At 65.0% G+C, this 21,971-nt stretch carries 16 protein-coding genes and 1 tRNA gene; 11 read left to right on the top strand and 6 right to left on the bottom strand.

What is annotated here, in order from left to right; all coding sequences use genetic code 11:
* Positions 1-52: 52 nt before the first annotated feature.
* Both FLM21_RS16360 and FLM21_RS16355 read right to left on the bottom strand, forming a co-directional pair.
* Positions 53-2,395, bottom strand: a complete 2,343-nt coding sequence (locus FLM21_RS16360; RefSeq protein WP_187359944.1) for an extracellular solute-binding protein — start codon at positions 2,393-2,395, stop codon at positions 53-55.
* 432 nt (positions 2,396-2,827) lie between these two features.
* Positions 2,828-2,912 (bottom strand) — tRNA-Leu (locus FLM21_RS16355).
* Between the two features lie 181 nt (positions 2,913-3,093).
* On the opposite strand from FLM21_RS16355, the gene FLM21_RS16350 reads away from it, so the two are divergent.
* Positions 3,094-4,053 carry an ankyrin repeat domain-containing protein gene (locus tag FLM21_RS16350; RefSeq protein WP_148716591.1) on the top strand — a complete coding sequence of 320 codons (960 nt, stop codon included), beginning with the start codon at positions 3,094-3,096 and terminating at the stop codon, positions 4,051-4,053.
* Positions 4,054-4,119: 66 nt separating this feature from the next.
* On the opposite strand, the gene FLM21_RS16345 is transcribed toward FLM21_RS16350, so the two are convergent.
* Positions 4,120-6,630 (bottom strand): beta-N-acetylhexosaminidase, encoded by a 2,511-nt coding sequence (locus FLM21_RS16345; protein WP_148716590.1) that lies wholly within the window; start codon positions 6,628-6,630, stop codon positions 4,120-4,122.
* A gap of 312 nt (positions 6,631-6,942) precedes the next feature.
* On the opposite strand from FLM21_RS16345, the gene purL reads away from it, so the two are divergent.
* The gene (purL, locus tag FLM21_RS16340; protein ID WP_148716589.1) at positions 6,943-10,893 is read left to right on the top strand and encodes a phosphoribosylformylglycinamidine synthase; all 3,951 of its coding nucleotides are present in this window, start codon (positions 6,943-6,945) and stop codon (positions 10,891-10,893) included.
* A gap of 71 nt (positions 10,894-10,964) precedes the next feature.
* On the opposite strand, the gene FLM21_RS16335 is transcribed toward purL, so the two are convergent.
* The 3 genes from FLM21_RS16335 to FLM21_RS16325 form a co-directional block, all read right to left on the bottom strand.
* Positions 10,965-11,786 carry a PEP-CTERM sorting domain-containing protein gene (locus FLM21_RS16335; protein WP_222846716.1) on the bottom strand — a complete coding sequence of 274 codons (822 nt, stop codon included), beginning with the start codon at positions 11,784-11,786 and terminating at the stop codon, positions 10,965-10,967.
* A 370-nt stretch (positions 11,787-12,156) separates the two neighbouring features.
* Entirely contained in the window at positions 12,157-12,507 is a 351-nt protein-coding gene (locus FLM21_RS16330) for a DUF4870 domain-containing protein (RefSeq protein WP_148716588.1), read from the bottom strand.
* A gap of 148 nt (positions 12,508-12,655) precedes the next feature.
* Positions 12,656-13,828: an ABC transporter substrate-binding protein gene (locus FLM21_RS16325; RefSeq protein ID WP_148716587.1), complete on the bottom strand. Its 1,173-nt coding sequence runs from the start codon at positions 13,826-13,828 to the stop codon at positions 12,656-12,658.
* Between the two features lie 117 nt (positions 13,829-13,945).
* Between FLM21_RS16325 and coaD the strand changes: the two genes are divergently transcribed.
* The 9 genes from coaD (at position 13,946) to FLM21_RS16280 (ending at position 21,969) form a co-directional block, all read left to right on the top strand.
* A complete protein-coding gene (coaD, locus tag FLM21_RS16320) occupies positions 13,946-14,449 on the top strand; it encodes a pantetheine-phosphate adenylyltransferase (RefSeq protein WP_148716586.1) in 504 nt (167 codons plus the stop codon).
* 64 nt (positions 14,450-14,513) lie between these two features.
* Positions 14,514-15,452: a class I SAM-dependent methyltransferase gene (locus FLM21_RS16315; RefSeq protein ID WP_148716585.1), complete on the top strand. Its 939-nt coding sequence runs from the start codon at positions 14,514-14,516 to the stop codon at positions 15,450-15,452.
* Positions 15,453-15,471: 19 nt separating this feature from the next.
* Positions 15,472-16,878 (top strand): exonuclease domain-containing protein, encoded by a 1,407-nt coding sequence (locus FLM21_RS16310; protein ID WP_148716584.1) that lies wholly within the window; start codon positions 15,472-15,474, stop codon positions 16,876-16,878.
* Positions 16,879-16,959: 81 nt separating this feature from the next.
* Positions 16,960-17,325: a hypothetical protein gene (locus FLM21_RS16305; protein ID WP_187359943.1), complete on the top strand. Its 366-nt coding sequence runs from the start codon at positions 16,960-16,962 to the stop codon at positions 17,323-17,325.
* Positions 17,326-17,444: 119 nt separating this feature from the next.
* Entirely contained in the window at positions 17,445-18,140 is a 696-nt protein-coding gene (locus FLM21_RS16300; RefSeq protein WP_148716583.1) for an ABC transporter ATP-binding protein, read from the top strand.
* Positions 18,137-18,538, top strand: coding sequence for a DUF2306 domain-containing protein (locus tag FLM21_RS16295; protein WP_148716582.1), 402 nt, complete (start codon positions 18,137-18,139; stop codon positions 18,536-18,538). The genes FLM21_RS16300 and FLM21_RS16295 overlap by 4 nt, the downstream gene beginning before the upstream one ends.
* Positions 18,535-19,920: an ABC transporter permease gene (locus FLM21_RS16290; protein WP_148716581.1), complete on the top strand. Its 1,386-nt coding sequence runs from the start codon at positions 18,535-18,537 to the stop codon at positions 19,918-19,920. The genes FLM21_RS16295 and FLM21_RS16290 overlap by 4 nt, the downstream gene beginning before the upstream one ends.
* A 10-nt stretch (positions 19,921-19,930) precedes the next feature.
* A complete protein-coding gene (locus FLM21_RS16285) occupies positions 19,931-20,695 on the top strand; it encodes an outer membrane lipoprotein-sorting protein (RefSeq protein WP_148716580.1) in 765 nt (254 codons plus the stop codon).
* Between the two features lie 2 nt (positions 20,696-20,697).
* Positions 20,698-21,969 (top strand): hypothetical protein, encoded by a 1,272-nt coding sequence (locus tag FLM21_RS16280; RefSeq protein WP_148716579.1) that lies wholly within the window; start codon positions 20,698-20,700, stop codon positions 21,967-21,969.
* Positions 21,970-21,971: the final 2 nt, after the last annotated feature.

Here is a 21,971-nt window from a genome sequence, read left to right as displayed (position 1 = left end):
ACAAAACGCCCGGCCAAGCCGGGCGTTTTGCATGAGGCGGTACGAACGCTGCTCAGCGCCGTGACGCATCGGCAAAGCGCCGTGCCGCATCCTGGGCGCTCATCCGGTCGTCGGTCCAGTAGGCACCGACCACATCGAAGAAGGCCGAGCGGACATTGTCCTGTACCGCCATGTTGTGCGCCCACGATGGCACCAGCACGCCCTTGTTGGCGGCGGCGACGAAGTCCTTGGTCGATTGGCGGGCATATTCGTCGTAGCGGCTGAGGTTGACGTCGGTGCGCGCCGGGATGTTGCCCTTGTAGAGGTTGAATACCTCCTGCCCTTCCTGGCTCATCAACAGCCGCACGAAGTCGCGCTGGGCTGCAACGCGCAGCGGGTCGGTCTGCTTGAACATCGTCAGCGTATCGGCGGCGAAGCTATAGTCGCCGGCCATGGTCGGCGCCGGCCAGCACAGGTAATCCTTGCCCTGCGTCTTGCCGGCCTGCACGAACTCGGCCTTGGACCAGTCGCCCATCAGCTGCATCGCGGCGCGGCCGTTGATCACGTCGGCGGTCGCCAGGTTCCAGTCGCGGCCGACCGGGTCCGGTGTGATGTACGGCTTCAAGCGCTTCAGCGTTTCCAGCGCACGGATCATGGTCGGCCCGGTCAGTGCACCTTGATCAAGCTTGCTGAATGCCTTCAGGTAGAAATCGGTACCGCCCTGGCCCAGCGCAATCGCCTCGAATACGGTGGCGACTTGCCAGCTCTGCTCGCTGTGCGCCAGCGTCGGAATGCCGGCTTGCTTCAGTTTTTCTGCCATGTTGAAGAAGTCGTCCCAGCTTTGCGGCGGGCGCAGGCCGAGGCGATTCACGATTTGCGCGTTCACCCACAACATGTTGGTACGCGCGGTCCCAAGCGGCACCGCCACGTACTGGCCATTGTGCTGGATCATCTGGTCGAACACCGCTGGCAGCACGCGTGACCAGCCCTGCTCGCGGGCAATCTCGGTCAGGTCGGCGCACACGCCGTCCTTGGCCCAGTTCTGGATCTTCACGCCGCCGATGGCTGCTGCGGTCGGCGGGTTGCCGGACTGCACCCGGGTCTTGAGGGAAGCCATCGGGTTGTCGCCGCCGCCATGGGCATCCATCCAGTGGTGGCCCATCTTGTTGAGCAACGCCTTCACTTCCGAGACCGCGCGTGCCTCGCTGGAGGCAAGCCACCAGTGCAGCACCTCGATGTCGGCCAGCTTGAAGCGGCCGACCAGCTCCAGGATCTGCCCGGCGCGCTGGTCGAGATGCGACAGCGTCTTGCCGGATTGGCCCAGCGCCGAATCGGTGGCCTGCGCCATCAGGTTGATCTGCTCCGCCGCCTGCGCCATGGTGGTGGTCGCCGACGATTGTTCCATCGTCGATTCGGCGATCTGCCGCACCGCTTCCACCACGTGGGCCATGCGCTCGGCGATGTCCAGCATGTGCTGGCGGGCATTGTCGGCGCTGGTCACGCTGCCCTGGACCTGGCTGACGGTCGAGCCCATGCCACCGACCGCGGCGGAGGTTTCGCGACCCATCGAGTCGATCATGCGGGCGATTTCCACCGTGGCCTGGCCAGTGCGCTCGGCGAGCTTGCGCACCTCGTCGGCCACCACCGCGAAGCCACGGCCCTGCTCGCCCGCACGCGCTGCCTCGATGGCCGCGTTCAGCGCGAGCAGGTTGGTCTGGTCGGCGATGTCCTTGATCACGCCGACGATGCCGCTGATCTCGTGCGAACGCTTGCCGAGGTTGTCCATGGTAGTCGACAACAGCTGCATCGCCTCGGAGACGCGACCGACCTCCTGCGAGACCAGTGCAACCGATTCGGCGCTGGTTTCAGAGAGCTGCTGGGTTTCGGAAACCACGCTGTCCACGTCGCGCGCGTTGTCGGCGATGTGGGTGATGCTGACGGTGATCTGCTCAACCGTGGCGGCGGAGGACGCAGCAAAGTCGGACTGCTGGTTGGTATCCTTTTCCATCTGCCGGTTCACGGTGGAAAGCTCATGCAGGCCGATGGCGAGGCCTTCCATCTCCCGCTGCACTTCGCGCAGTACCCCTTGCTGACGGGCCACGAACACGTTGATGGCATCGGCAAGGCCGCCCACTTCGTCGTCGCTGCGCACCGGGAGCCGCTGATTCAGGTCGCCCCGGTCGCTGCCGAGCTCACGTACTGCATCGCGCATCTGACCGAGTGGCTGCAGCACGCTCTGGGCGGCGAACAGCAAGGCACCCAGGGCGACCAGCACGCTGACCAAGGCGATCACCACCGCCAGTGCCAGCGTGCCACCGGATAGGTTGGCGGCGGTGGCGACATAGCCCAGCGTGGCAAGGAAACCGAGCACCATGGCCAGACCAGCCAAGCCTATCAGTCGGGTGCGTATCGACATAGTCCACTCTCCGGCACGGGGAACGCCCGCAAAACACATGCAAATTGAAAGTTTTCTTATTCAATGTGCATGATTAAATTATGATTCGGTGATTTATCTTACGTGATGTGCTTGTAGCTTAGGGCCTGCATCCGTCGGAAGACCATAAGTAATTGCCTGCAGGCGCTTGGCCGGACTTGCTCAGTTTTCGTGCATTTGCTTCGTTTCGGTGCATCAGTGGGCTCCACTGGTGTTGCGGGCGCGTGCAGTTCGGTGTCGATTTGTGATTATTTCTTTCACTGAAAGAATTTGAATGCCGTGACTTCTCCGCCTCTCCTGGGCCAAGGATAGGACGAGACTGCGAGCTAAACAACGTTGGAACGGTGGCGAGGGGGATATAGGCAACAACGGACGCAAAAAAGCCGGGTTGAACCCGGCTGATCTGCTTTTTAATGGTGCCGACAGTGAGACTCGAACTCACACGGCCGCAGCCACTACCCCCTCAAGATAGCGTGTCTACCAATTTCACCATGTCGGCTTGGCGTCGGGCGTGAGCCTGACGCGAAGAGGGCGGATCATATCGTTCGACCTCGGCCTTTGTCCAGCGTTTTTGCGGCGGTAGTGCGCGTGCTCATTGCCAACCGGGATGCGGTCGGCGAGGGCGCGGACATGGGTTACAATGAGCCAACATCGTTGCAAGAAAATTGCTTACACGGGCTATGTCCGACCTGCTGCGCCAACATCTGGAACGTTACGAGCTGGGGAATCGCTATCCCAGGTTGCTTGCCGAGCGTTATCCACGCATCGTGGAGCGCATCGTCGAGCTCTGGGGAAGCCCGGCGCTGTCCGCGTATTTTGAAGAACTGCTGATCATGGATAGGCCGGAGCGCCAGGGCTTTCCGCCGGAGGTCGGTGCCGAGCTGATGTCGCTGGCCTTTGGCTATGACCATGTGGTGATGCCGCAGCAGACCGAGTCGGATGTGTGGGCGCACGTGCACGAAAAGGCACAGGCCGAGCTGGAGGAGCGGGGGTTGAGCGCCAGTGCACGCGATTTCCACCAATCGGTCAGCCGGGGAGACGAGGCGGCAATCGGGCTGTTCCTGCGTGCAGGTCTGCCAGTCGACGCGCGCGACGAGCAGGAGTGGACGCCGCTGATCCGCTCCGCGTTCGAGGGCAATGCGACGATGGCCGAGGCGCTCTTGCGTGTCGGTGGCGCCATTCATGCCCACGATGCGGATGGCTATGGCGCGCTGCACTGGGCGGCGCTCAACGGCCATGAAGGCGCGGTCGAGCTGCTGCTCAAGCATGGTGCCCGCGTCGATGCTGTCAGCAAGCATGGCTTCACTCCGCTGATTCAGGCGGCGACGCGTGGTCAGGCCAAGGTGCTGCGGCGGTTGATCGCGGCAGGTGCCCAGGTGAATGCCACGACCTTCGATGGCTGGACTGCGCTGCACAAGGCGGTGGCCAATGGTCATCTCGAAGCCAGCGTGGTGCTGCTTGATCATGGCGCCGATCCGTTGGCCCGCTATCAGGACGGCACTACACCGCTGACCATGGCGATGCAGGCCAATCGGCCACGGCTTTATGAGGTGTTGAATATGGCGGCACGGCTACGGCAGCGCCGGCCGGAGGCCTACAACTACGTGCCGCAATCACCGCTGCTCAAGAAGGATGAGTAGTTCGGTGAGCCGGCCAAACAAAAAACCCGCTTGCTGGCGGGTTTTTTGTTTGCTGCTTGAAGGCGATCAGGCGCCCACCTGCACCGCGCGACCGCGACGGTTGGTGCTGGTGAAAGCCGCGATGGTCACCGTGCCGCTGACCGCCACCGGACCGGTGTAGGCGGACGAGGCAGCAGTCGGTTCGCTGCCATCGGTGGTGTAGCGCAGCGTCAGGCCTGGGCTTTCGAGGTTGGCGTAGAGCTTGCCGCCTTCCAGCTTTGCGCCCGGCACCGGTACGCGGTAGCCATAGCCGCCGAGGAAACCGTCCAGCCGTGCCAGTTCGCGCTGACCAAGGCGGTTGGCGAACTGGTTCCAGTCGGCGTCCATCTTCGCATCGCGCGCGGCCTTGTCGGCGATGAAGGTCCAGCCCGGATCCTTGGCCCATGCGCGCTCGCCCAGCGCGATGATGCGCGGCATGGCAAGGTGCTCGACGCGGGCGCTACTACGAGCATTCTCCGCCCACAATTCGCCCTGCAAGCCGATCACGTTCTTGGTGCCCTCGGCGGTGAGGCGGGCCTTGTCCTTCAGCGAATCGCCAAGGTCATGGCCGAACAGGTTGAGCGTGGCCGTGGTGTAGATGTCGAGCGGGCAGAATTCGTAGGCCTTGCGGGTGTTGATGAAGCCACCCCAGTAGTAGCCGGGCTCCTTCGGGTCCTTTTCGTAGGCCAGATCGAAGTAGAGGTTGGTGACGTTGCACAACACCACCTTGTAGCCGGCGTTGGCCAGCTGGTAGGCGAAGTCTTCCTGGCCCCAGCCCCAGACGTTGTTCCAGACATAGGGCTGGAAGTTGGCATTGACGAACTTGGGGTTGGGCTTGTGGACGTTGGCGCCGTTCACGTGCTCGTGGGTGAGGGCAATTTCTTCCCAGCCGCCGAAGGTCAGGTTGTACTTCTTCAGGATGTCGCGGTAGCGGCCGAGGAAATAGTCGAGCAGCTCGCGGGTGTTCTTCAGGTTGTTGGCCTGCATGAAGGCCTGGCACTTCGGCGAGCCTTCCCAGGCGCCGGCCGGCACTTCGTCGCCGCCGGTATGCAGCGTGGTCCACGGTGCGCCGGCTTCGTCGTACATCACCTTCACGTCGCGGATCACCGTCTCGATGAAGTTGTAGCCGCCTTCCATCGCGATGCAGATCACGTTGTCGTGCCACAGCTGCACCGATTCGTACTTCGAGGCGTCATCGAAATCGGCGAGCAGATACTGCTCGGCTTCGGCCTGCTTGCCGGCTTTCACCAGGCGCTCGTAGCGCACATTCATTGCCTTGATGGCGGAGCGGGCGTGGCCCGGCACGTCGAATTCAGGCACCACTTCGATATGGCGCGCGGTGGCGAACTTGAGGATCTCGATGAAATCGGCACGGCTGTAGTAGCCGGTGCCATGCGAGCCTTCCACCTCGGCGCCGGAGCCGAAGCAGGGCACCAGGTTGTCACGCTCGTCGATGGTGAAGCCGCGCTTGCTGCCGATTTCGGTGAGCTCGGGCAGCGTCGGGATTTCCAGGCGCCAGCCTTCGTCGTCGGTGAGGTGGAAGTGGAACTGGTTGAGCTTGTACAGCGCCATGCAATCCAGCAGGCGCAGCACGGTTTCCTTGGACGAGAAATTGCGGCCCACGTCCAGGTGCATGCCGCGATAGGCAAAGCGCGGCGCATCCTTCACTTGCACGTGCGGCACGGCGAGCACGGCCTGCGGATTGGTCCAGGCGGCAACGGGCAGCAGCTGGCGCAGGCTCTGGATGCCGTTGAACACGCCGGCCGGCGAATTGCCGACGATCTCGACGCCGCCAGCATTCACCGCCAACGTATAGGCCTCGGCAAGCGCACCGGTCTCGGCGACATCGATCTTGCCCAGCTTCAGCACAATGCCTTTGCCGGCGGATGCGCCATGGAAATCGGCGCCGGTCAGGTCCTTCAGGCTCTGGCGCAGGAAGGCGGCTTCGGCGGCCAGCTCGGCCGGGAACACCACCAGCGTGTCACGATCGATCACGAACGTGCCGTTGCCGTAGCTCGCTTCGAGCGGCGTCGGGGTGATCTTGCCGACTTCGCCGGCCGGCAGCAGCGTGAGCTGCTCGTTGTCGGCATAGCGCGATTCGGGCGTGGCGAGTGGCACCTTGTCGGCCAGCGAGCGATTACGCTGCTCTGGGCGCACGAACGGCACGATGGTCGGATCACCGATGGCCTCGGCGCGGGCCGTGGTGCTGCCGTCGCCATAAACGATATAGAAGCCCAGTGGCGCGTCGGTTTCCTGGATCACCCAGAAGATGCCGATGTACTCGATCACCCGCGTTTCACCCGGCGCCAGCGTGCCGAATTCGGCGGTCGGCGTGAGCTTGGACAGATCGCCATTCACATGACTGGTCGCCACGCCGCCTGTCACGGTCTCCGGCTTGATCTTGCGGCAGGTGTTGAAATACAGCGCCCAGTCAGTGCCCGTCAACGGCGCATCCGAGTGGTTGGTCAGCGTCAGGCGGGCGAGGAAGGTGTCGCCGTCGTAGTGGTTGGAAACGCATTCCCAGCTGAGCTTCAGCTGCGATCCGGCGGGACGGCTCATCGGATTTCTCCATGCAAGGCAGGTAGACAGGGGCAGCGCGGCCAGCGGCAACGCTGTAAGAAAACGACGAATTGCTGACAGTGTAGTGCGATTGCCGGGGGGGTGCCAGCCTCGGTTTTGCCCATTTTGCTGCGAGCGACAAGCGTTGGCATCACGAGCGTATATCCGCAACCTCGTTCCGTGCGGCGACTTTTGCCGGCATCGGCCGCCAGCAGCTCCTGGCTTTCCGGTATCATTACGCGCTGCTGATTCCGGTGCCCGGCCCTCGCCTCGTGCCGCTGTTCTTACCTCGCGACCCCTCGGATCCGAACCATGGCTGACGTCCTCAAGCTGCGCGGTGGTACTGCGCTTTCCGCTTTCCGCATCGAAAAACTGCTGGCCGCGTTGTCGGCTCAAGGCGTGAACGCCAGGCTCTACGCCGAGTTCTGGCACTTCATCGAGGCGGACGGCCAGCTCGATGCAGCACAGCAGCAGGTGCTGGAGCGCGTGCTGAGCTACGGCGAGCCTGCCCGCCTGGCAGAGGCCCAGGGCGCGCTGTTGCTGGTGTTGCCGCGACTGGGCACGATCTCGCCGTGGGCGTCCAAAGCGACTGATATTGTTCAGCACTGTGGACTGGCACACGTGGCACGCGTCGAACGCGGCATGGCGGTCTACGCCAGCAAGGCCGATGGTTCACCGCTCTCCACCGCCGAGAAGAGCCTGCTGATCCCGCTGGTCCACGACCGGATGACCGAGCAGGTGTTCGAGACCCTGGACGCCGGTGCCGAGCTGTTCCGCCATTTCGAACCCAAGCCGTTGACCAGCGTCGACGTGCTCGGTGGCGGTCGCGCCGCGTTGGAAGCCGCCAACCGCGACTTCGGCCTCGCGCTGTCCGAAGACGAGATCGATTACCTGGTAGAGAACTTCGGCATGTTGGGGCGCAACCCGACCGACGTCGAACTCACGATGTTCGCGCAGGCCAATTCCGAGCACTGCCGCCACAAGATCTTCAACGCCGATTTCGTCATCGATGGCGAGGCGCAATCGCACAGCCTGTTCGGCATGATCCGCGAAACGCACAAGGCCGCGCCGGAAGGCACGGTGGTCGCGTATTCGGACAACGCCTCGGTGATCGAGGGCGGCGAGATCGAGCGCTTCTACCCGGCCGCGGATGGTAAGGCCTATGGCTTCAACCGCGAGCAGACCCACATCCTGATGAAGGTGGAAACGCACAACCATCCGACCGCGATCTCGCCGTTCCCTGGCGCCGCCACTGGTTCGGGCGGCGAAATCCGCGATGAAGGTGCTACCGGTCGCGGTTCGCGGCCCAAGGCGGGCCTCGCCGGCTTCACCGTGTCCAACCTCAATATCCCCGGCGCGATCCAGCCGTGGGAAGACCCGGCCTACGGCAAGCCGGACCGCATTGCGTCCGCGCTCGACATCATGATCGAAGGCCCGATCGGTGCCGCCGCGTTTAACAATGAATTCGGTCGCCCCAACCTTGCCGGTTACTTCCGTACCTTCGAAGAACGCTTCGACGGCGCGCGCCGCGGCTATCACAAGCCCATCATGATCGCGGGCGGCCTCGGCAATATCGCTGCCATCCACGTTGGCAAGAATGCGCTGCCCGAAGGCAGCCTGCTGATCCAGCTTGGCGGTCCGGGCATGCTGATCGGCATGGGCGGCGGCGCCGCCAGCTCGATGGCGACCGGCGCCAACGCCGCCGACCTCGACTTCGACTCGGTGCAGCGTGGCAACCCGGAAATCCAGCGTCGCTGCCAGGAAGTGATTGATCGCTGCTGGCAGCTTGGCGCCAAGAACCCGATCCAGTCCATCCACGATGTCGGCGCCGGCGGCATCTCCAATGCCTTCCCGGAACTGGTGAACGATGCCGGCATGGGTGCGGTGTTCGACCTGCGCAAGGTCAACATCGAGGAATCGGGCATGGCGCCCAAGGAAATCTGGTCGAACGAATCGCAGGAGCGTTACGTGCTCGGCATCTCGCCAGCCGACCTCCTGACCTTCGAGGCGATCTGCGAGCGCGAGCGCTGCCCGTTCGCCGTCATCGGCCGTACCACCGACAAGAAGCAGCTCACCGTTGAAGACCCGTACTTCGGCAACCAGCCGGTCGATATGCCGATGGACGTGCTTTTGGGCAAGCCGCCCAAGATGACCCGCGACGTAGCACGCATCAAGCCGGAAGTGCAGGTGTTCGATTCGTCGGCGCTGGACATCAAGGAATCGTTGTACCGCGTGCTGCGCCTGCCGACGGTGGCGAACAAGAACTTCCTCGTCACCATCGGTGACCGTACCGTCGGCGGCATGACCGCGCGCGACCAGATGGTCGGCCCGTGGCAGGTGCCGCTGGCCGATGTCGCGGTCACCACCATGGGCTTTGCCACCTACAAGGGCGAAGCGATGGCGATGGGCGAGCGCACGCCGCTGGCGCTCTTGAACGCGCCGGCGTCGGGCCGTATGGCCGTGGCCGAGTCGCTGCTCAATATCGCCGCGGCCCCGATCGCCAAGCTCTCCGATGTGAAGCTGTCCGCCAACTGGATGGCAGCTGCCGGCCACCCGGGCGAGGACGCACGCCTCTACGACACGGTCAAGGCCGTCGGCCTCGAGCTGTGCCGCGAACTGGGCGTCTCCATCCCGGTGGGTAAGGATTCGCTGTCGATGAAGACGGTGTGGGAAGAGGGCGGCCAGAAAAAGGAAGTGGTCGCGCCGATGTCGCTGATCGTCTCGGCCTTCGCGCCGGTCACCGATGTGAGAAAGACGCTCACCCCGGTGCTCAAGCCCGAGTTCGATACCGACCTGATCCTGATCGACCTGGGCGACGGCAAGTGCCGCCTCGGCGGCTCGGCGCTGGCGCAGGTCTACAAGCAGGTGGGCCAGTGGGCGCCGGATGTGGTCAGCGTGCCGCATCTGAAATCGTTCTTTGCCACCGTGCAGAAGCTCAACGCCGAGGGGCGCATCCTTGCCTATCACGATCGCTCGGATGGCGGCCTGATCGGCGCCGTATCGGAAATGATGTTCGCCAGCCGCGTCGGCGTGTCGCTCGATATCGACGAGGTCTGCATCGAACGCCGCCGCCGTGCTCGCGAGGAAGACGAGCTGTCGCCCGAGGACGTGGCGCGTGGCGAGAACGGCCGGGTGATGGGCGTCTTATTCAACGAGGAACTGGGCGCCGTGCTGCAGGTGAAGCGCAGCGACACGGCAGCCGTGATCGCCGCGTTCTCCAATGTGGGCATCCGCAGTGAGCTGCACGTGGTCGGCAGCCTGAACCACGATGATCGCCTCAAGATCAAGAAACGCAACCGCCTGCTGCTGGACGAGCCGCGGGTCGAGTTGCAGAAGGCCTGGAGCGAGACCAGCTGGCGTATCCAGCGCCTGCGCGACAACCCCGCCTGCGCCGATGCCGAGTTCGCCCGCATCGAGGATCGCCACGACAAGGGCCTGTTCGCCCAAGCGACGTTCGAGCTGGGTGACAACGTTGCCGCGCCGTTCATCAATACCGGCGTGAGCCCCAAGATCGCCATCCTGCGCGAGCAGGGTGTGAACGGCCAGATCGAGATGGCCGCCGCGTTCACCCGCGCCGGCTTCACCGCCGTCGATGTGCACATGAGCGACCTGATCGCAGGGCGCGTCAGCCTGGCCGACTTCCAGGGCCTCGCGGCCTGCGGTGGTTTCAGCTACGGCGATGTGCTGGGTGCCGGCGAAGGCTGGGCCAAGAGCATCCTGTTCAACGAGCGCGCGCGCAGCGAGTTCGACGCGTTCTTCCATCGCGCCGATACCTTTGGCCTCGGCGTGTGCAATGGTTGCCAGATGATGGCCAACCTGGCCGGCATCATCCCGGGCGCGGAGGCCTGGCCGAAGTTCACCCGTAACCAGAGTGAGCAGTTCGAGGCGCGGCTGACCATGGTCGAGCTGCCGGAATCGCCGTCGCTGTTCTTTGGCGGCATGGCCGGCAGCAAGCTGCCGGTGGTGGTGAGCCACGGCGAGGGCTTTGCCAACTTCGGTCAGCAGGGCGAGTTGAAGAAGGCCATCGTGGCGATGCGCTATGTCGACAGCCACGGCAAGCCGACCGAAGCCTACCCGATGAACCCGAACGGCAGCCCCAAGGGCGTGGCGGGTGTGACTACGCCGGATGGCCGCTTCAGCATCATGATGCCGCACCCGGAGCGCGTATTCCGTACCACGCAGCTCTCCTGGCACCCGGAACACTGGGGCGAGGACAGCCCGTGGCTGCGCATGTTCCGCAACGCGCGGCGCTGGTTGGGCTGATCGCGGGCCTGGATTGGCAAGCCAAAAAAAAAGGAGCGCCAGGCGCTCCTTTTTTTTTGCGGTGGCAGCACTCAGCCCGCTTGCCGTTTCGCCCGCATCTGGCGCCGTCTGGCCCAGCCGACGAGCCCGCCGCCGGCCAACAGCAAGGCATAGGTCTCGGGCTCTGGCACCGGGGCGGTGATGGCGTTGAAGGTGATGCTCTGCAGGTAGAGCTCGGCCGCGCCGAGGTCCCCCTGATACATGTAGATCGGCACTTCCTCGAAGATCGGCACCTCGATCAGCTGGCAATCGGGCTCGCCGACGCAGCCCGGATCCTGTTGCCATTCGCTGCCGACTTGGATCAGTTCGGTACCGATCTGCACCTGCACGTAGTCGACGCCGCCCATGGCCTCGAGCGAGCCGCGCAGTGCAGGCGTGGTGGAATCGGCGTGGTGCAGCTGCTGCACGAACGAGCCCGAGCCGGTGCTGTAGCTGCCCCAGCCCACGCCATCGACCCCCATGCCGACACCGCCCGGATATTCGGTGTTGTAACTGCCGGCGAAATCGATGGTGTAGCCGACGATGCGATGGCCGGGCTTGGCGTTGAAGGAGAAGCCGGCGTCGAAGAAGCCATGCACCGGCAACAGCGGATCGCTTTCATTGGTGGCGTAGTCGTACAGCGCCATCTGGTTGCCGAAATCGATCTTCACGCCGTTGCTGGATGCGCTGTAGCCGAGGCTGTTCGGATCGATGTAGCTGGTGTAGCCGTAGTCGTAGTAGTCGATGCCGAAGTTGAACAGGTCGGCGTCGAAATCGACGGTGACCTGGCCGGCATCGAGCGTGGTGGGGATGGCAAGCGCGGCCTGAGACAGCAGTGCGCAGGCCAGCGCGGGCAGGATACGGCGTACGAGCATGATGACAACCTCCGGTATGTGCGGAATGAGGGCGTCATCAGGCTAGAGCGTGTTTTGCAGAAGTTCCGGTATGTCTGTGCTTGAAACTATTCGAATGTACGAATGTTTGCGCTGTCGAGGTCAGGGCAGGAGTGGCAGGGTGGTGCGCTGTACAGGAGTGGGCAGGGATGCTTGCGGCATTGCTTGAGCGATGCCGCGTATCCAGGCGCTTGGCTCGGGCGCGGATAATGTGTTGCTGACAAGCGATGACAAGCGAATCCAGGCGTGCCGCTGGTCATGTCATGGACGGTGGATGGTTAAGCGGTCGCCGGAAACGAACAAGGCTGCCCAGAGGCAGCCTTGTTGCTCGCGTCCGCCGACGGCGGAGGCGTTACTTGATCAGGCGGATGTTGAACGGCAGGCGATAGTACTCACCCTTGCTCGACTTCACTGCGCCCAGGATGCAGAACACCAGATGCACGATACCGACAGCAATGATGACCAGGAAACCGATCAGGATGATGCTGAGAATGGAACCGGCGACGTAACCGATGATGGCCGTGATCGACCAGTTGAGCGCTTCCTTGGCCTGGTCTTGAACCAGCGCATCGTCCTTCTTCACCAGGAAGACGATCAGCGGCGGGATGAAGCCGAAGATCAAAGTGCCGATCCAGGTCAGCACGGCAAAGGTCGTCGAATCGTTGGACGGTTGGCTCGGAGGTACCGGTTGGACTTCGCTCATCTATGTTCCCCTGTTTGTTTGGATGACGCAGCATGCTGCCGCGCCATCTTAGTGCCCGGCCAAAGCGGGGGTCAAATTCGCGACATGCCGGTGTGAGCCAGGCAATAAAAAAGCCGGCAGTGAGCCGGCTTTTTGGTGGGAATACCCGTCAGCGCGTCAGCGTACCGGTCGGCGAGATCATCGTCAGCTCCACGAACTTGGAGCCCAGCCGCTGGTTGTTGCTGAAATCGATGGCAAAGCCACCCAGATCGACGCGACCGAGGCCAGCCATGGCGTTGTAGATCGCCTGGCGGGTGGGGTTCTTGCCGGCGCGGCGGATCGCTTCCACGGCGAGGCGGGCAGAGAGGTAGCCTTCCAGCACGGCGTAGGTCGGGAATTCGCCGGAACGCAGCACCGGGCCCGCGTCTTCCTGGAATTCGCGGATCAGGCGTACCTGCACGTTGGACGGGTACGGATAGACCTGCGAGATGCCGAGGCCATGGGCATTCTTGGCGCTGATATAGCGGATCACATCCTCGAACTGGATCAACGAGATGCCGTAGAGCTGGCTGGTACCGCCTGCGGCCTTGTAGCGTTTGACGAACTCTGCGGCGGGCTTGGACGACGCGAGGATGATCACCGCCTGCGGGTTAGCCTTGGCAAGCTGGCCGGTGGCCTTGGTGACATCGCCGCTTTTCGCGTCGAACGGCGCTTCGATCGCCAGCGTGATCTGGCGCTTCTGCAGCGCGGCCTTGAGCGAGGCCAGTGCTGCTTCACCATCGGCGTCGCCCTGCACCAGCGCACCAACGCGGGTGATGCCGAGGTTGCCGGTCAGCAGTTGTACCGTCTTTTCCAGCTCCTGCGCGTATCCGGTGCGGGTCATGAAGATATTGGGATTGGGCGACTGGCGCAGCGATTCGGCGCCGCTGTGCACGCCGACGAGGGCCACATTGTTGCTGGTCAGCACGCCGGACTTCGCTACCTCGGTGGCGGCGGCCGCACCGTAGTAATTGACGAGCAGCAGCGCGTTTTCCTTGTCCAGCAGTGTGCGGGTATTGGCGAGCGCGCGCTTGCCGTCGCTGGCGTCGTCGAGCACCTTGTGGTTGATCACGGCGCCGTTGATGCCGCCACGGGCGTTGATCCGGCCGAAGTAGAGCGAGGCGCCGAGCGCCAGCGCCTTGCCGGTGTCGGCATTGAGGCCGGACGTGGGAACCGATTGCCCGACGACGATCTCGGATTCCGGGGTGCGGTCGACCGCTTCGACCTCTTCGTCTTCGGGGGCGGCGATGGCCTGGGACAACACGCCGAGCATCAGGCAGGGCAGCAGGAATTTACGCAGCATCTCGATCTCCTCCCTTGCGCAGGCGCGTCTCGCGGCGCCGGTTCGCTATGTTCGGGGCATCTTAAATTAATGCCCGCTGATGGTATAGTGGCCGTCCGCCTCATTGGGGAATACGGCATGCGTCGCGGAGTCTACGCCGGCAGTTTCGATCCGGTCACCCATGGTCACCTCTGGATGATCGAACACGGCACACGCGTCTTTGACGAGATGATCGTCGCCATCGGCGAGAATCCGGACAAGAAATACACCTTCAGCGTAGCCGAACGCGTGGCCATGCTGAAGGAAACCACGGCCCATCTTCCCAATCTGCGGGTGGAAACGTTCGAAAACCGCTTCCTCGTCGACTATGCCCGTGAGGAAAACGCGGATTTCATCCTGCGCGGCATCCGCGAAGCGGCCGACTACGAGTTCGAGCGCAAGATGCGCTACGTGAACGCTGATCTTGCGCCGCATATCGACACGGTGTTCCTGATGCCGCCGCGCGAGATCGCCGAGATCAGCTCCACCATGGTCAAGGGCCTGGTCGGACCGGAAGGCTGGGAGAAGGTGGTCAGCCAGTATGTGCCGGCCCCCGTGTTCCTGCGCCTCGTCGAATGGCGCGAGCGCCAGCGCACCGGCTGAGCGCTCAGTTCCCGGCAGTCCAGGCCGGGCTGGTAAACTCGGGTTTTGCCCGACAGCCTATGCCATGCCCGAAATCGCCAGCTATACCAACCGCCTTGCCAAGAACGCCAAGCATTGGGGGCGTTGGGCGCGCCGCCAGGGCGTGAGTTGCTACCGCCTCTACGACCGCGACGTGCCGGAATTCCCGGTCATCGTCGATTGGTACGACGGTCGCGTCCATCTGCAGGAATACGACACCGGCTGGGTGCAAACTGACGAGGACCACGAGGCCTGGCTTGCCGAGATCTGGGAGGCGACCGCGCAGGCGCTGGGCGTGAGCGAGGAGCTGGTGGCGGTGAAGACGCGCCGCCGCCAGGAAGGCGATGCCCAGTACGAGAAGACCGGGCGCGAGGGTGAGGCCTTCATCGTTGAGGAGCAGGGACTGCGCTTCAGCGTGAACCTCGACAGCTATCTCGATACCGGCCTCTTTCTCGATCACCGCAACACCCGGGCCCGCGTGCGGGCCGAGGCGGCCGGCAAGCGCTTCCTCAACCTGTTTTGCTACACCGGCGCGTTCACGGTGTACGCGGCGGCCGGCGGCGCACGCGAAACCATGTCGGTCGATCTGTCCAACACCTACCTGGACTGGGCCGTGCGCAACCTCGCGCTGAACGGCCTTGCCGACGGCCTGCACCGCCGCGTGCGGCAGGACGTATTCCAGTTCCTGACCGATGCCATCGACGATGGCGCGCAATACGAGCTGATCGTGATGGATCCGCCGTCGTTCTCCAATTCCAAGAAAATGCAGGGCGTGCTCGACGTGCAGAAGGATCATCGCTGGCTGGTCGAAGCCTGCCTGGAAATCCTGGCACCGGGCGGCACGCTATATTTCTCCAACAACCTGCGTACCTTCAAGCTCGATCCGGCACTGGCACCGTTGTGCGAGGACATCTCGGCCCAATCGGTGCCCGAGGATTTCCGCAACAAGCGCATCCACCAGTGCTTCCGTTTCGTCAAAGCCTGAGCCGCGCCCGATTGCCGCAATGACGCCGCTTTACCCTGAACCGCTGGTCTTCGTCGACCTGGAAACCACTGGCGCCAATGCCACGCATGACCGCATCACCGAGATCGGCATCGTCCAGCTCGATGCGGGCGGAGCGCGCGCCTGGTCCAGCCTCGTCAATCCCGGCATCCCCATTCCCAGCTTCATCCAGAGCCTGACCGGCATCAACGACGAGATGGTGGCGGGCGCTCCCAGCTTTGCCGAGCTCGCCGAGGAGGTGCTGCTCAAGCTGGAAGGCCGGGTATTCGTTGCGCACAACGCACGCTTCGACTACGGCTTCCTCAAGAACGAGTTCCGGCGTGTGGGGCTGAGCCTGCGCGCGCGGGTGCTATGCACGGTGAAGCTGTCGCGCAAGCTGTATCCAAACGAGTACAAGCACAATCTCGATAGCCTGGTGGCGCGGCACGGTCTGAAGATCGAAGGCGAGCGCCACCGCGCGCTGACCGATGCCGAATTGCTGCTGCAGTTCCTGCAGGCTGCCCATGGCGATCACCCGGCCGAGCAGATCCACGCCGCCATTGCCGAACTGACCCGCCAGCCGACGCTGCCGGCCGGGCTTGATCCGGCCCTGCTCGACGAGATGCCGGAGACGCCGGGGGTCTACCTGTTCTACGGCGATGACGACACGCCGCTGTATGTGGGCAAGAGCAACAACATCCGCAAGCGCGTGCTCAGCCACTTCGCCAGCGATCACAAGGCGCACAAGGAAATGCAGCTGGCGCAGCTGGTGCGGCGCATAGACTGGCGGCCAAGCGCCGGCGATTTCGGTGCGCTGCTGCTGGAAACCCGGCTGGTGAAAGAGCTGCAGCCGGTCTACAACACGCGACTGCGCGCCACCCGCGAGCTCTGTGCCTGGGTGCTGGAGCCGGGCGAGGAGGGCCTGTTGCAGCCAAGGCTGGCGGGGCTCGACGAGCTCGAGGTCGGCGACGACGCGGCCTATGTGTTCGGCCCGTTCCGCAGCAAGCGCGAGGCCAACAAGCTGCTCGACAAGCTTGCCGACGGCCTGAACCTGTGCCGCCAGGTGCTCCGGCTGGAGCCGCGTGCCGGCAAGGGGTCGCGGGCCTGCTTCGGCGTGCAGATCGGCCGCTGCAAGGGTGCCTGCATCGGCAAGGAGGCGCCGGGCGTGCACAACGCGCGGTTGCTGGCGGCGCTTGCCAAGCACCGCTTCGCCAGCTGGCCGTATCCGGGGCCGATCGGCATCCCCGAGGGCGACGCGTGGGCGCCACAGCTGCACGTGATCGACAGCTGGCGCTACCTCGGCGCCATCCACGATCCATCCGAATTGCCCGAGTTGCTGCTGGCCACTCGCCCGGGCTTCGACATCGACAGCTACAAGCTGATCCAGACCGAGCTCAAGCGCCGCGGCGGCCAGGTGAAGCTGCTGTAGGCCTGCCGCCGTCGGTCGATTGTCACCCGCAGCCTGCCGGGGGGGCGCACAATTGTTGCGTCGCACAAAAGGAGGCACGTCATGCTGCAATGGTGGACAAGCTGGTGGGGCAACGCACTCAAGCTCGCGGAGATCTGCTGGCGCGCGCCGCAGGTGATCGCGCACCGGGTCACGCGCATGGCGCTGGCGGGGCCCAAGCCCGATGCGCGGGATCGACGTGAATTCCACGGCATGGTCAGCGAGAAGCTGCTGGCATTCAGCAGCGGCGGCTGGTCGATGTGGCTGACGTTCTGGCTCTCGGCCTGGCGCTCGCTCTGGTCGGGGCGCCCGGCGCAGGCGGTGCACTGGCAGCGTGCATTGGGGCGTGGCATCGCGCCGATTCACCGCAAGGTCAGCGCCAATGCCCACCGCTTGGCCAAGACGCCGCTGCGGCTCGGCAAGCGCTGATGCATCTCGTCGCCGCCGGCTGCGGTTCATCGCGGCCGCAGGCGGCTCGTCGCAGGCCCGGGAGCGGGTGAAGCCAGCGTCATAGATTGCGTGGTGTGCTCATTGCGGAGACTACCACCATGCACCCTGTCGTCCTTTCCGGCGTCAGCAAGCACTACCGGCTGGGCGAGCTCGATGTGCCGGCGATTGCCGGCGTCGACCTCGAACTGAATGCCGACTGCTTCACCGTGCTGTCCGGGCCATCGGGCAGCGGCAAGACCACGCTGCTCAACCTGATCGGCGGCATCGATCGCGCCGATACTGGCCGCATCGTCATTCACGGCACCGATCTTTCCACGCTGCGCGACGATGCGCTGTCCGATTTCCGTGCGCGGCACATCGGCTTCATCTTCCAGAACTTCAACCTGCTGCCGGTGTTGTCGGCGTACGAGAACGTCGAGTACCCGCTGATCCTGGCCGGCGCGCCGGTCAACCAGCGGCGCGCCCGCGTCACCGAACTGCTCGCCGCGGTGGGCCTTGCCGACCGGGCGCGCAACCGGCCGGGCCAGCTTTCCGGCGGCCAGCGCCAGCGCGTTGCCATCGCGCGCGCCTTGGCGACCAGCCCGCAACTGGTGCTGGCCGACGAGCCCACCGCCAACCTCGATAGCCATACCGGCGCCGCCATCCTGGCGCTGATGCGGCAGATGCAGCGCGATTATCAGGTGAGCTTCGTGTTCTCGTCGCACGATCCGCAGGTGCTGGCCCAGGCCGACGACGCCGTGCACATCCGCGACGGCGCCATCGTGCGGATCGAGCGCAGCAAGGTGGCGGCATGAGCGCGGTGCTCGGGCCCTGGGCCGCCGCGCACCTCGCCGCCGCGGCCTGGGTGCTGACGGCCGGCGGCATGCAGCTGGCGCGGCCCAAGGGCGGGGCAGTGCATCGCTGGCTGGGGCGCTCCTGGCTGCTGGCGATGGGGGTGGTGGCGCTGTCGTCGTTCGGCATCCACACCATGGCGCAGCAATGGCACGGCTTCAGCGCCATCCACCTGCTGTCACTGTGGGTGCTGTGGTGCATCGGCGCCGCACTGGTCACGGTACGGCGGGGGCAGATTGCCGCGCACCGCCGCTGGGTGGTGGGCGCCTACTGGGGCGCCGTGATCGCCGGCCTGCTGGCCGCGCTGGCACCTGGCCGCTGGCTCAACCTCTGGCTGACTTCGATCTGGGGATACACATGAAAACCATGCTACTGGCGGCGCGCAACCTTGCGCGCAATCGCCGTCGTTCTGCCACCACCCTGTTCGCGATGGTGGTCGGTGTTGTCGCGGTGCTGCTGTTCGGCGGCTATATCCGCACCATCAACCTGGGGCTGCAGACCGATTTCGTGCAGCGTGCCGGCCACCTGCAGGTGCAGCACCGCGATTACTTCCTGTTTGGCAGCGGCAACCCTGCGGCCTTCGGCATCGCCAATCCGGATGCGCTGATCACCGCGATCAAGGCCGACCCTGTGCTTGCCAGCATGCTGACGGTGGTGACGCCAACGCTCAGCCTGGGTGGTATCGCCGGCAACTATGCGGCCGGCGTCTCGCGCACCGTGCTCGGCAGCGGCGTGATCGTTGCCGACCAGAACCGACTGCGGCAGTGGAACGACTATGCCTTCCCCAACCGTACCCGCACGCTGGCGCTGACCGGGTCGGCACCGCAGGCCGCTGTGATCGGCACCGGTGTGGCCCGGGTGCTGCAGCTGTGCGGGCCGCTCAAGGTGCGCAATTGCCCGCTGCCGCAACCGGTGCTGGCGGACGGTGCGGCCATGCCGGGCGATGTCGCCGCGCTGGCAGTGGCCGACACCCGCCCGACAGCGGAGGCAGCGCGGCCGCAGATCGAGCTGCTCGCGGCCAATGTCCACGGCGCGCCCAATGTGGCGCGGCTCAACGTGGTCGCCGCCGAGCTGCAGGGCGTGAAGGAGCTCGACGATTTGTTCGTGCAGCTGCACCTGCCGGCGGCGCAGCGGCTGGTCTACGGCAGCGAGGCGCCGCGCGCCACCGCCATCGTGGTGCAGTTGCGCCACACCGCCCAGCTGGCCGAAGCGCAGCAGCGGCTGGAAACCCTGCTCAAGCAGCGCTTCCCGCAAATGCCGCTCGCGGTGGTCGACTATGCCACGCTCAACCCGCAGTACGGCCAGATCACCGGGATGTTTGCCGCCATCTTCGGCTTCATCTCGCTGCTGATCGGTGTGATCGTGCTGTTCACCGTCGGCAATACCATGAGCATGGCCGTGGTCGAGCGCACCACCGAGATCGGCACCTTGCGGGCGCTGGGGCTGCGCCGCGGCGGCATCCGCCGGCTGTTTGTCACCGAAGGCCTGCTGCTGGGCCTGGTCGGCAGCGCGCTCGGGGTGCTCACTGCGCTGGGCCTGGCGTGGCTGATCAACCACGCCGGCCTGTCGTGGACGCCGCCGGGCAACGTGGAATCGGTGGCGCTGCTGGTGCGGGTGGCGGGCGAGTGGCGCATGGTATTCGGCACCATGATCGGCCTCACCGTCGTTGCCGTGATCTCCGCCTGGTGGCCGGCGCGCCGCGCCGCACGGCTCGAGATCGTCGATGCCCTGCGCCATGTTTGAGGAGAGCGCCATGCGTACATTCCTTCCCGCCTTGGTCATGGTGCTGGCAAGCGCCGTGCACGCGGCACCCGAAGCGCAGGCGCTGCTCGCCGCCAGCGACGCGATCCGCAATCCGGAAAAACCATTTGGCCTCACCACCACGCTGATCGAGTACCGCAACGGCAAACAGCAGGAAACCACGTCGCTTGCCGTGTATTCGCGCAGCGAACGCGGCTCCGGGCAGTTCCGCAGCCTGTTGCGCTTCCTTGCCCCGGCACGCGATACCGGCAAGCTGATGCTGAAAAGCGGCAACGACCTGTGGTTCCACGATCCGGCCAACCAGGCCACCATCCGCATCTCGCCGCAGCAGCGGCTGCTGGGCCAGGCGGCCAATGGTGACGTGGTGACGGTGAACCTGGCGGGCGATTACAGCGCGCGGCTCGCCGGCGAGGAGGACATCACCGATGGTGATCGCCAGCCGCGCCGTGCGTGGCGGCTGGAGCTGGCCGCGCGTGCGCCGGATGTGACCTACCACCGCATCGAGTACTGGCTGGACCGCAGCAACAACCGGCCGATCAAGGCGCGCTTCTATGCCCAGAGCGGCAGCCTGCTCAAGACCGCCTACTACCGGCGCTACCAGTCGCAGCTCGGCGTGGAGCGGCCGACCGAAACGGTGATCATCGACGGGCTCGATCCGAACTGGGTCACCGTGATGCGCTTTGCCGACTATGCCTGGCGTGATGTGCCGGAGAGCTGGCTGCAGCGCGATTACCTGCCACGCTTCAAGCCCGAATGACGATGGCGCCACGGCATCTCTGGCTGGTGCTGCTGCTTGCCCCGGCTGCCCACGCCATCGAGTCCGATGCGGCAGCGCTGCAACTGGCGGACCTGCCCGACGCCCCGGCCGCCGCGGTGCCAACGCGCGACTGGCGCGCCCATGCCGAGCTCGCGGCCGGCATCGCCCGGCCGCGCGATGGCGCACAGGCGCCGGACAGTGCGCGGTTGTCGCTCGACGCGGTGCTCGATACCACGCTGGCACCGGGCTGGCGGCTGGTGCTGTCGGACCGGCTCGACGGCTGGGCCTGGCAGGGGCGGGCAGACCGGGCGATCAACACACTGCGCGAGGCCTATGTCGGCTGGCAGCCGGATGCGAGCACCGTGGTCGACCTCGGCCGAGTGAACGTGCGCTACGGCGCCGGCCTCGGCTACAACCCGACCGATTTCTTCAAGGCAGGCGCGTTGCGCTCGGTCACCAGCGCCGATCCGCAGGCACTGCGCGAGAACCGCCAGGGCAGCGTGATGTTGCGCGGCCAGCGGTTGTGGCAAGGCGGCGCGCTGACGGCACTCTGGTCGCCCGAGCTGGCCGATAGCCCAAGCGACGATGGCTTCGATCTCGACCTCGGGGCCACCAATCCGGTCGATCGCTGGCTATTGGTGGCCAGCCAGCGCTTGAACGATTGGTTCGACCCGCAGTGGCTGCTTTACGGCGAACCCGGCAGCGTGCAGGCCGGTGTGAACTGGAGCGTGCTGCTGAGCGATGCGCTGGTCGGCTATGTGGAATGGGCCGGCGGCAACCAGCCCAGCCTGTTGGCGCGCGCGCGTGGCGAGGACGACAGCGCGTTTCGCGCCGCCTACACGGTGGGCGCCACCTGGACCACCTCGTTCAAGCTTTCCGTTTCCGCTGAATACCAGCGCGACAACAGCGCGGTGGATGCGGATGAATGGAAAGCGCTGCAGAATGATGTGCGACTGGGTACACAACGGGGCAGCGCGGACGACTACGCGCGCTACCGCCAACTAGCGGGCACGCGCCAGGCGCTGACCACGCGCGAAGGACTGATGCTGTACGCCAGCTGGCAGGATGCCGGCGTGGCCGGGCTGGATCTGGCCGGCTACTGGCGGCGCGATCTGGTCGATGCCAGCTGGCAATCCTGGCTGCAGGCGCGCTGGCGCGGCCGCTGGGCTGACCTGACCGCGCAATGGCTGTACAACCACGGCACGGCCCTCAGCAACTATGGCGCCGCACCGGCAACACAGCGCTGGCAACTGGCGCTGACCCACTACTTTTGATC

Source organism: Chitinolyticbacter meiyuanensis, assembly GCF_008033135.1.
In the GTDB taxonomy this organism is placed as follows: Bacteria; Pseudomonadota; Gammaproteobacteria; order Burkholderiales; family Chitinibacteraceae; genus Chitinolyticbacter; species Chitinolyticbacter meiyuanensis.
The sequence above is the reverse complement of the archived record's forward strand: the minus strand, read 5'-3'. Positions and strand labels throughout refer to the sequence as shown.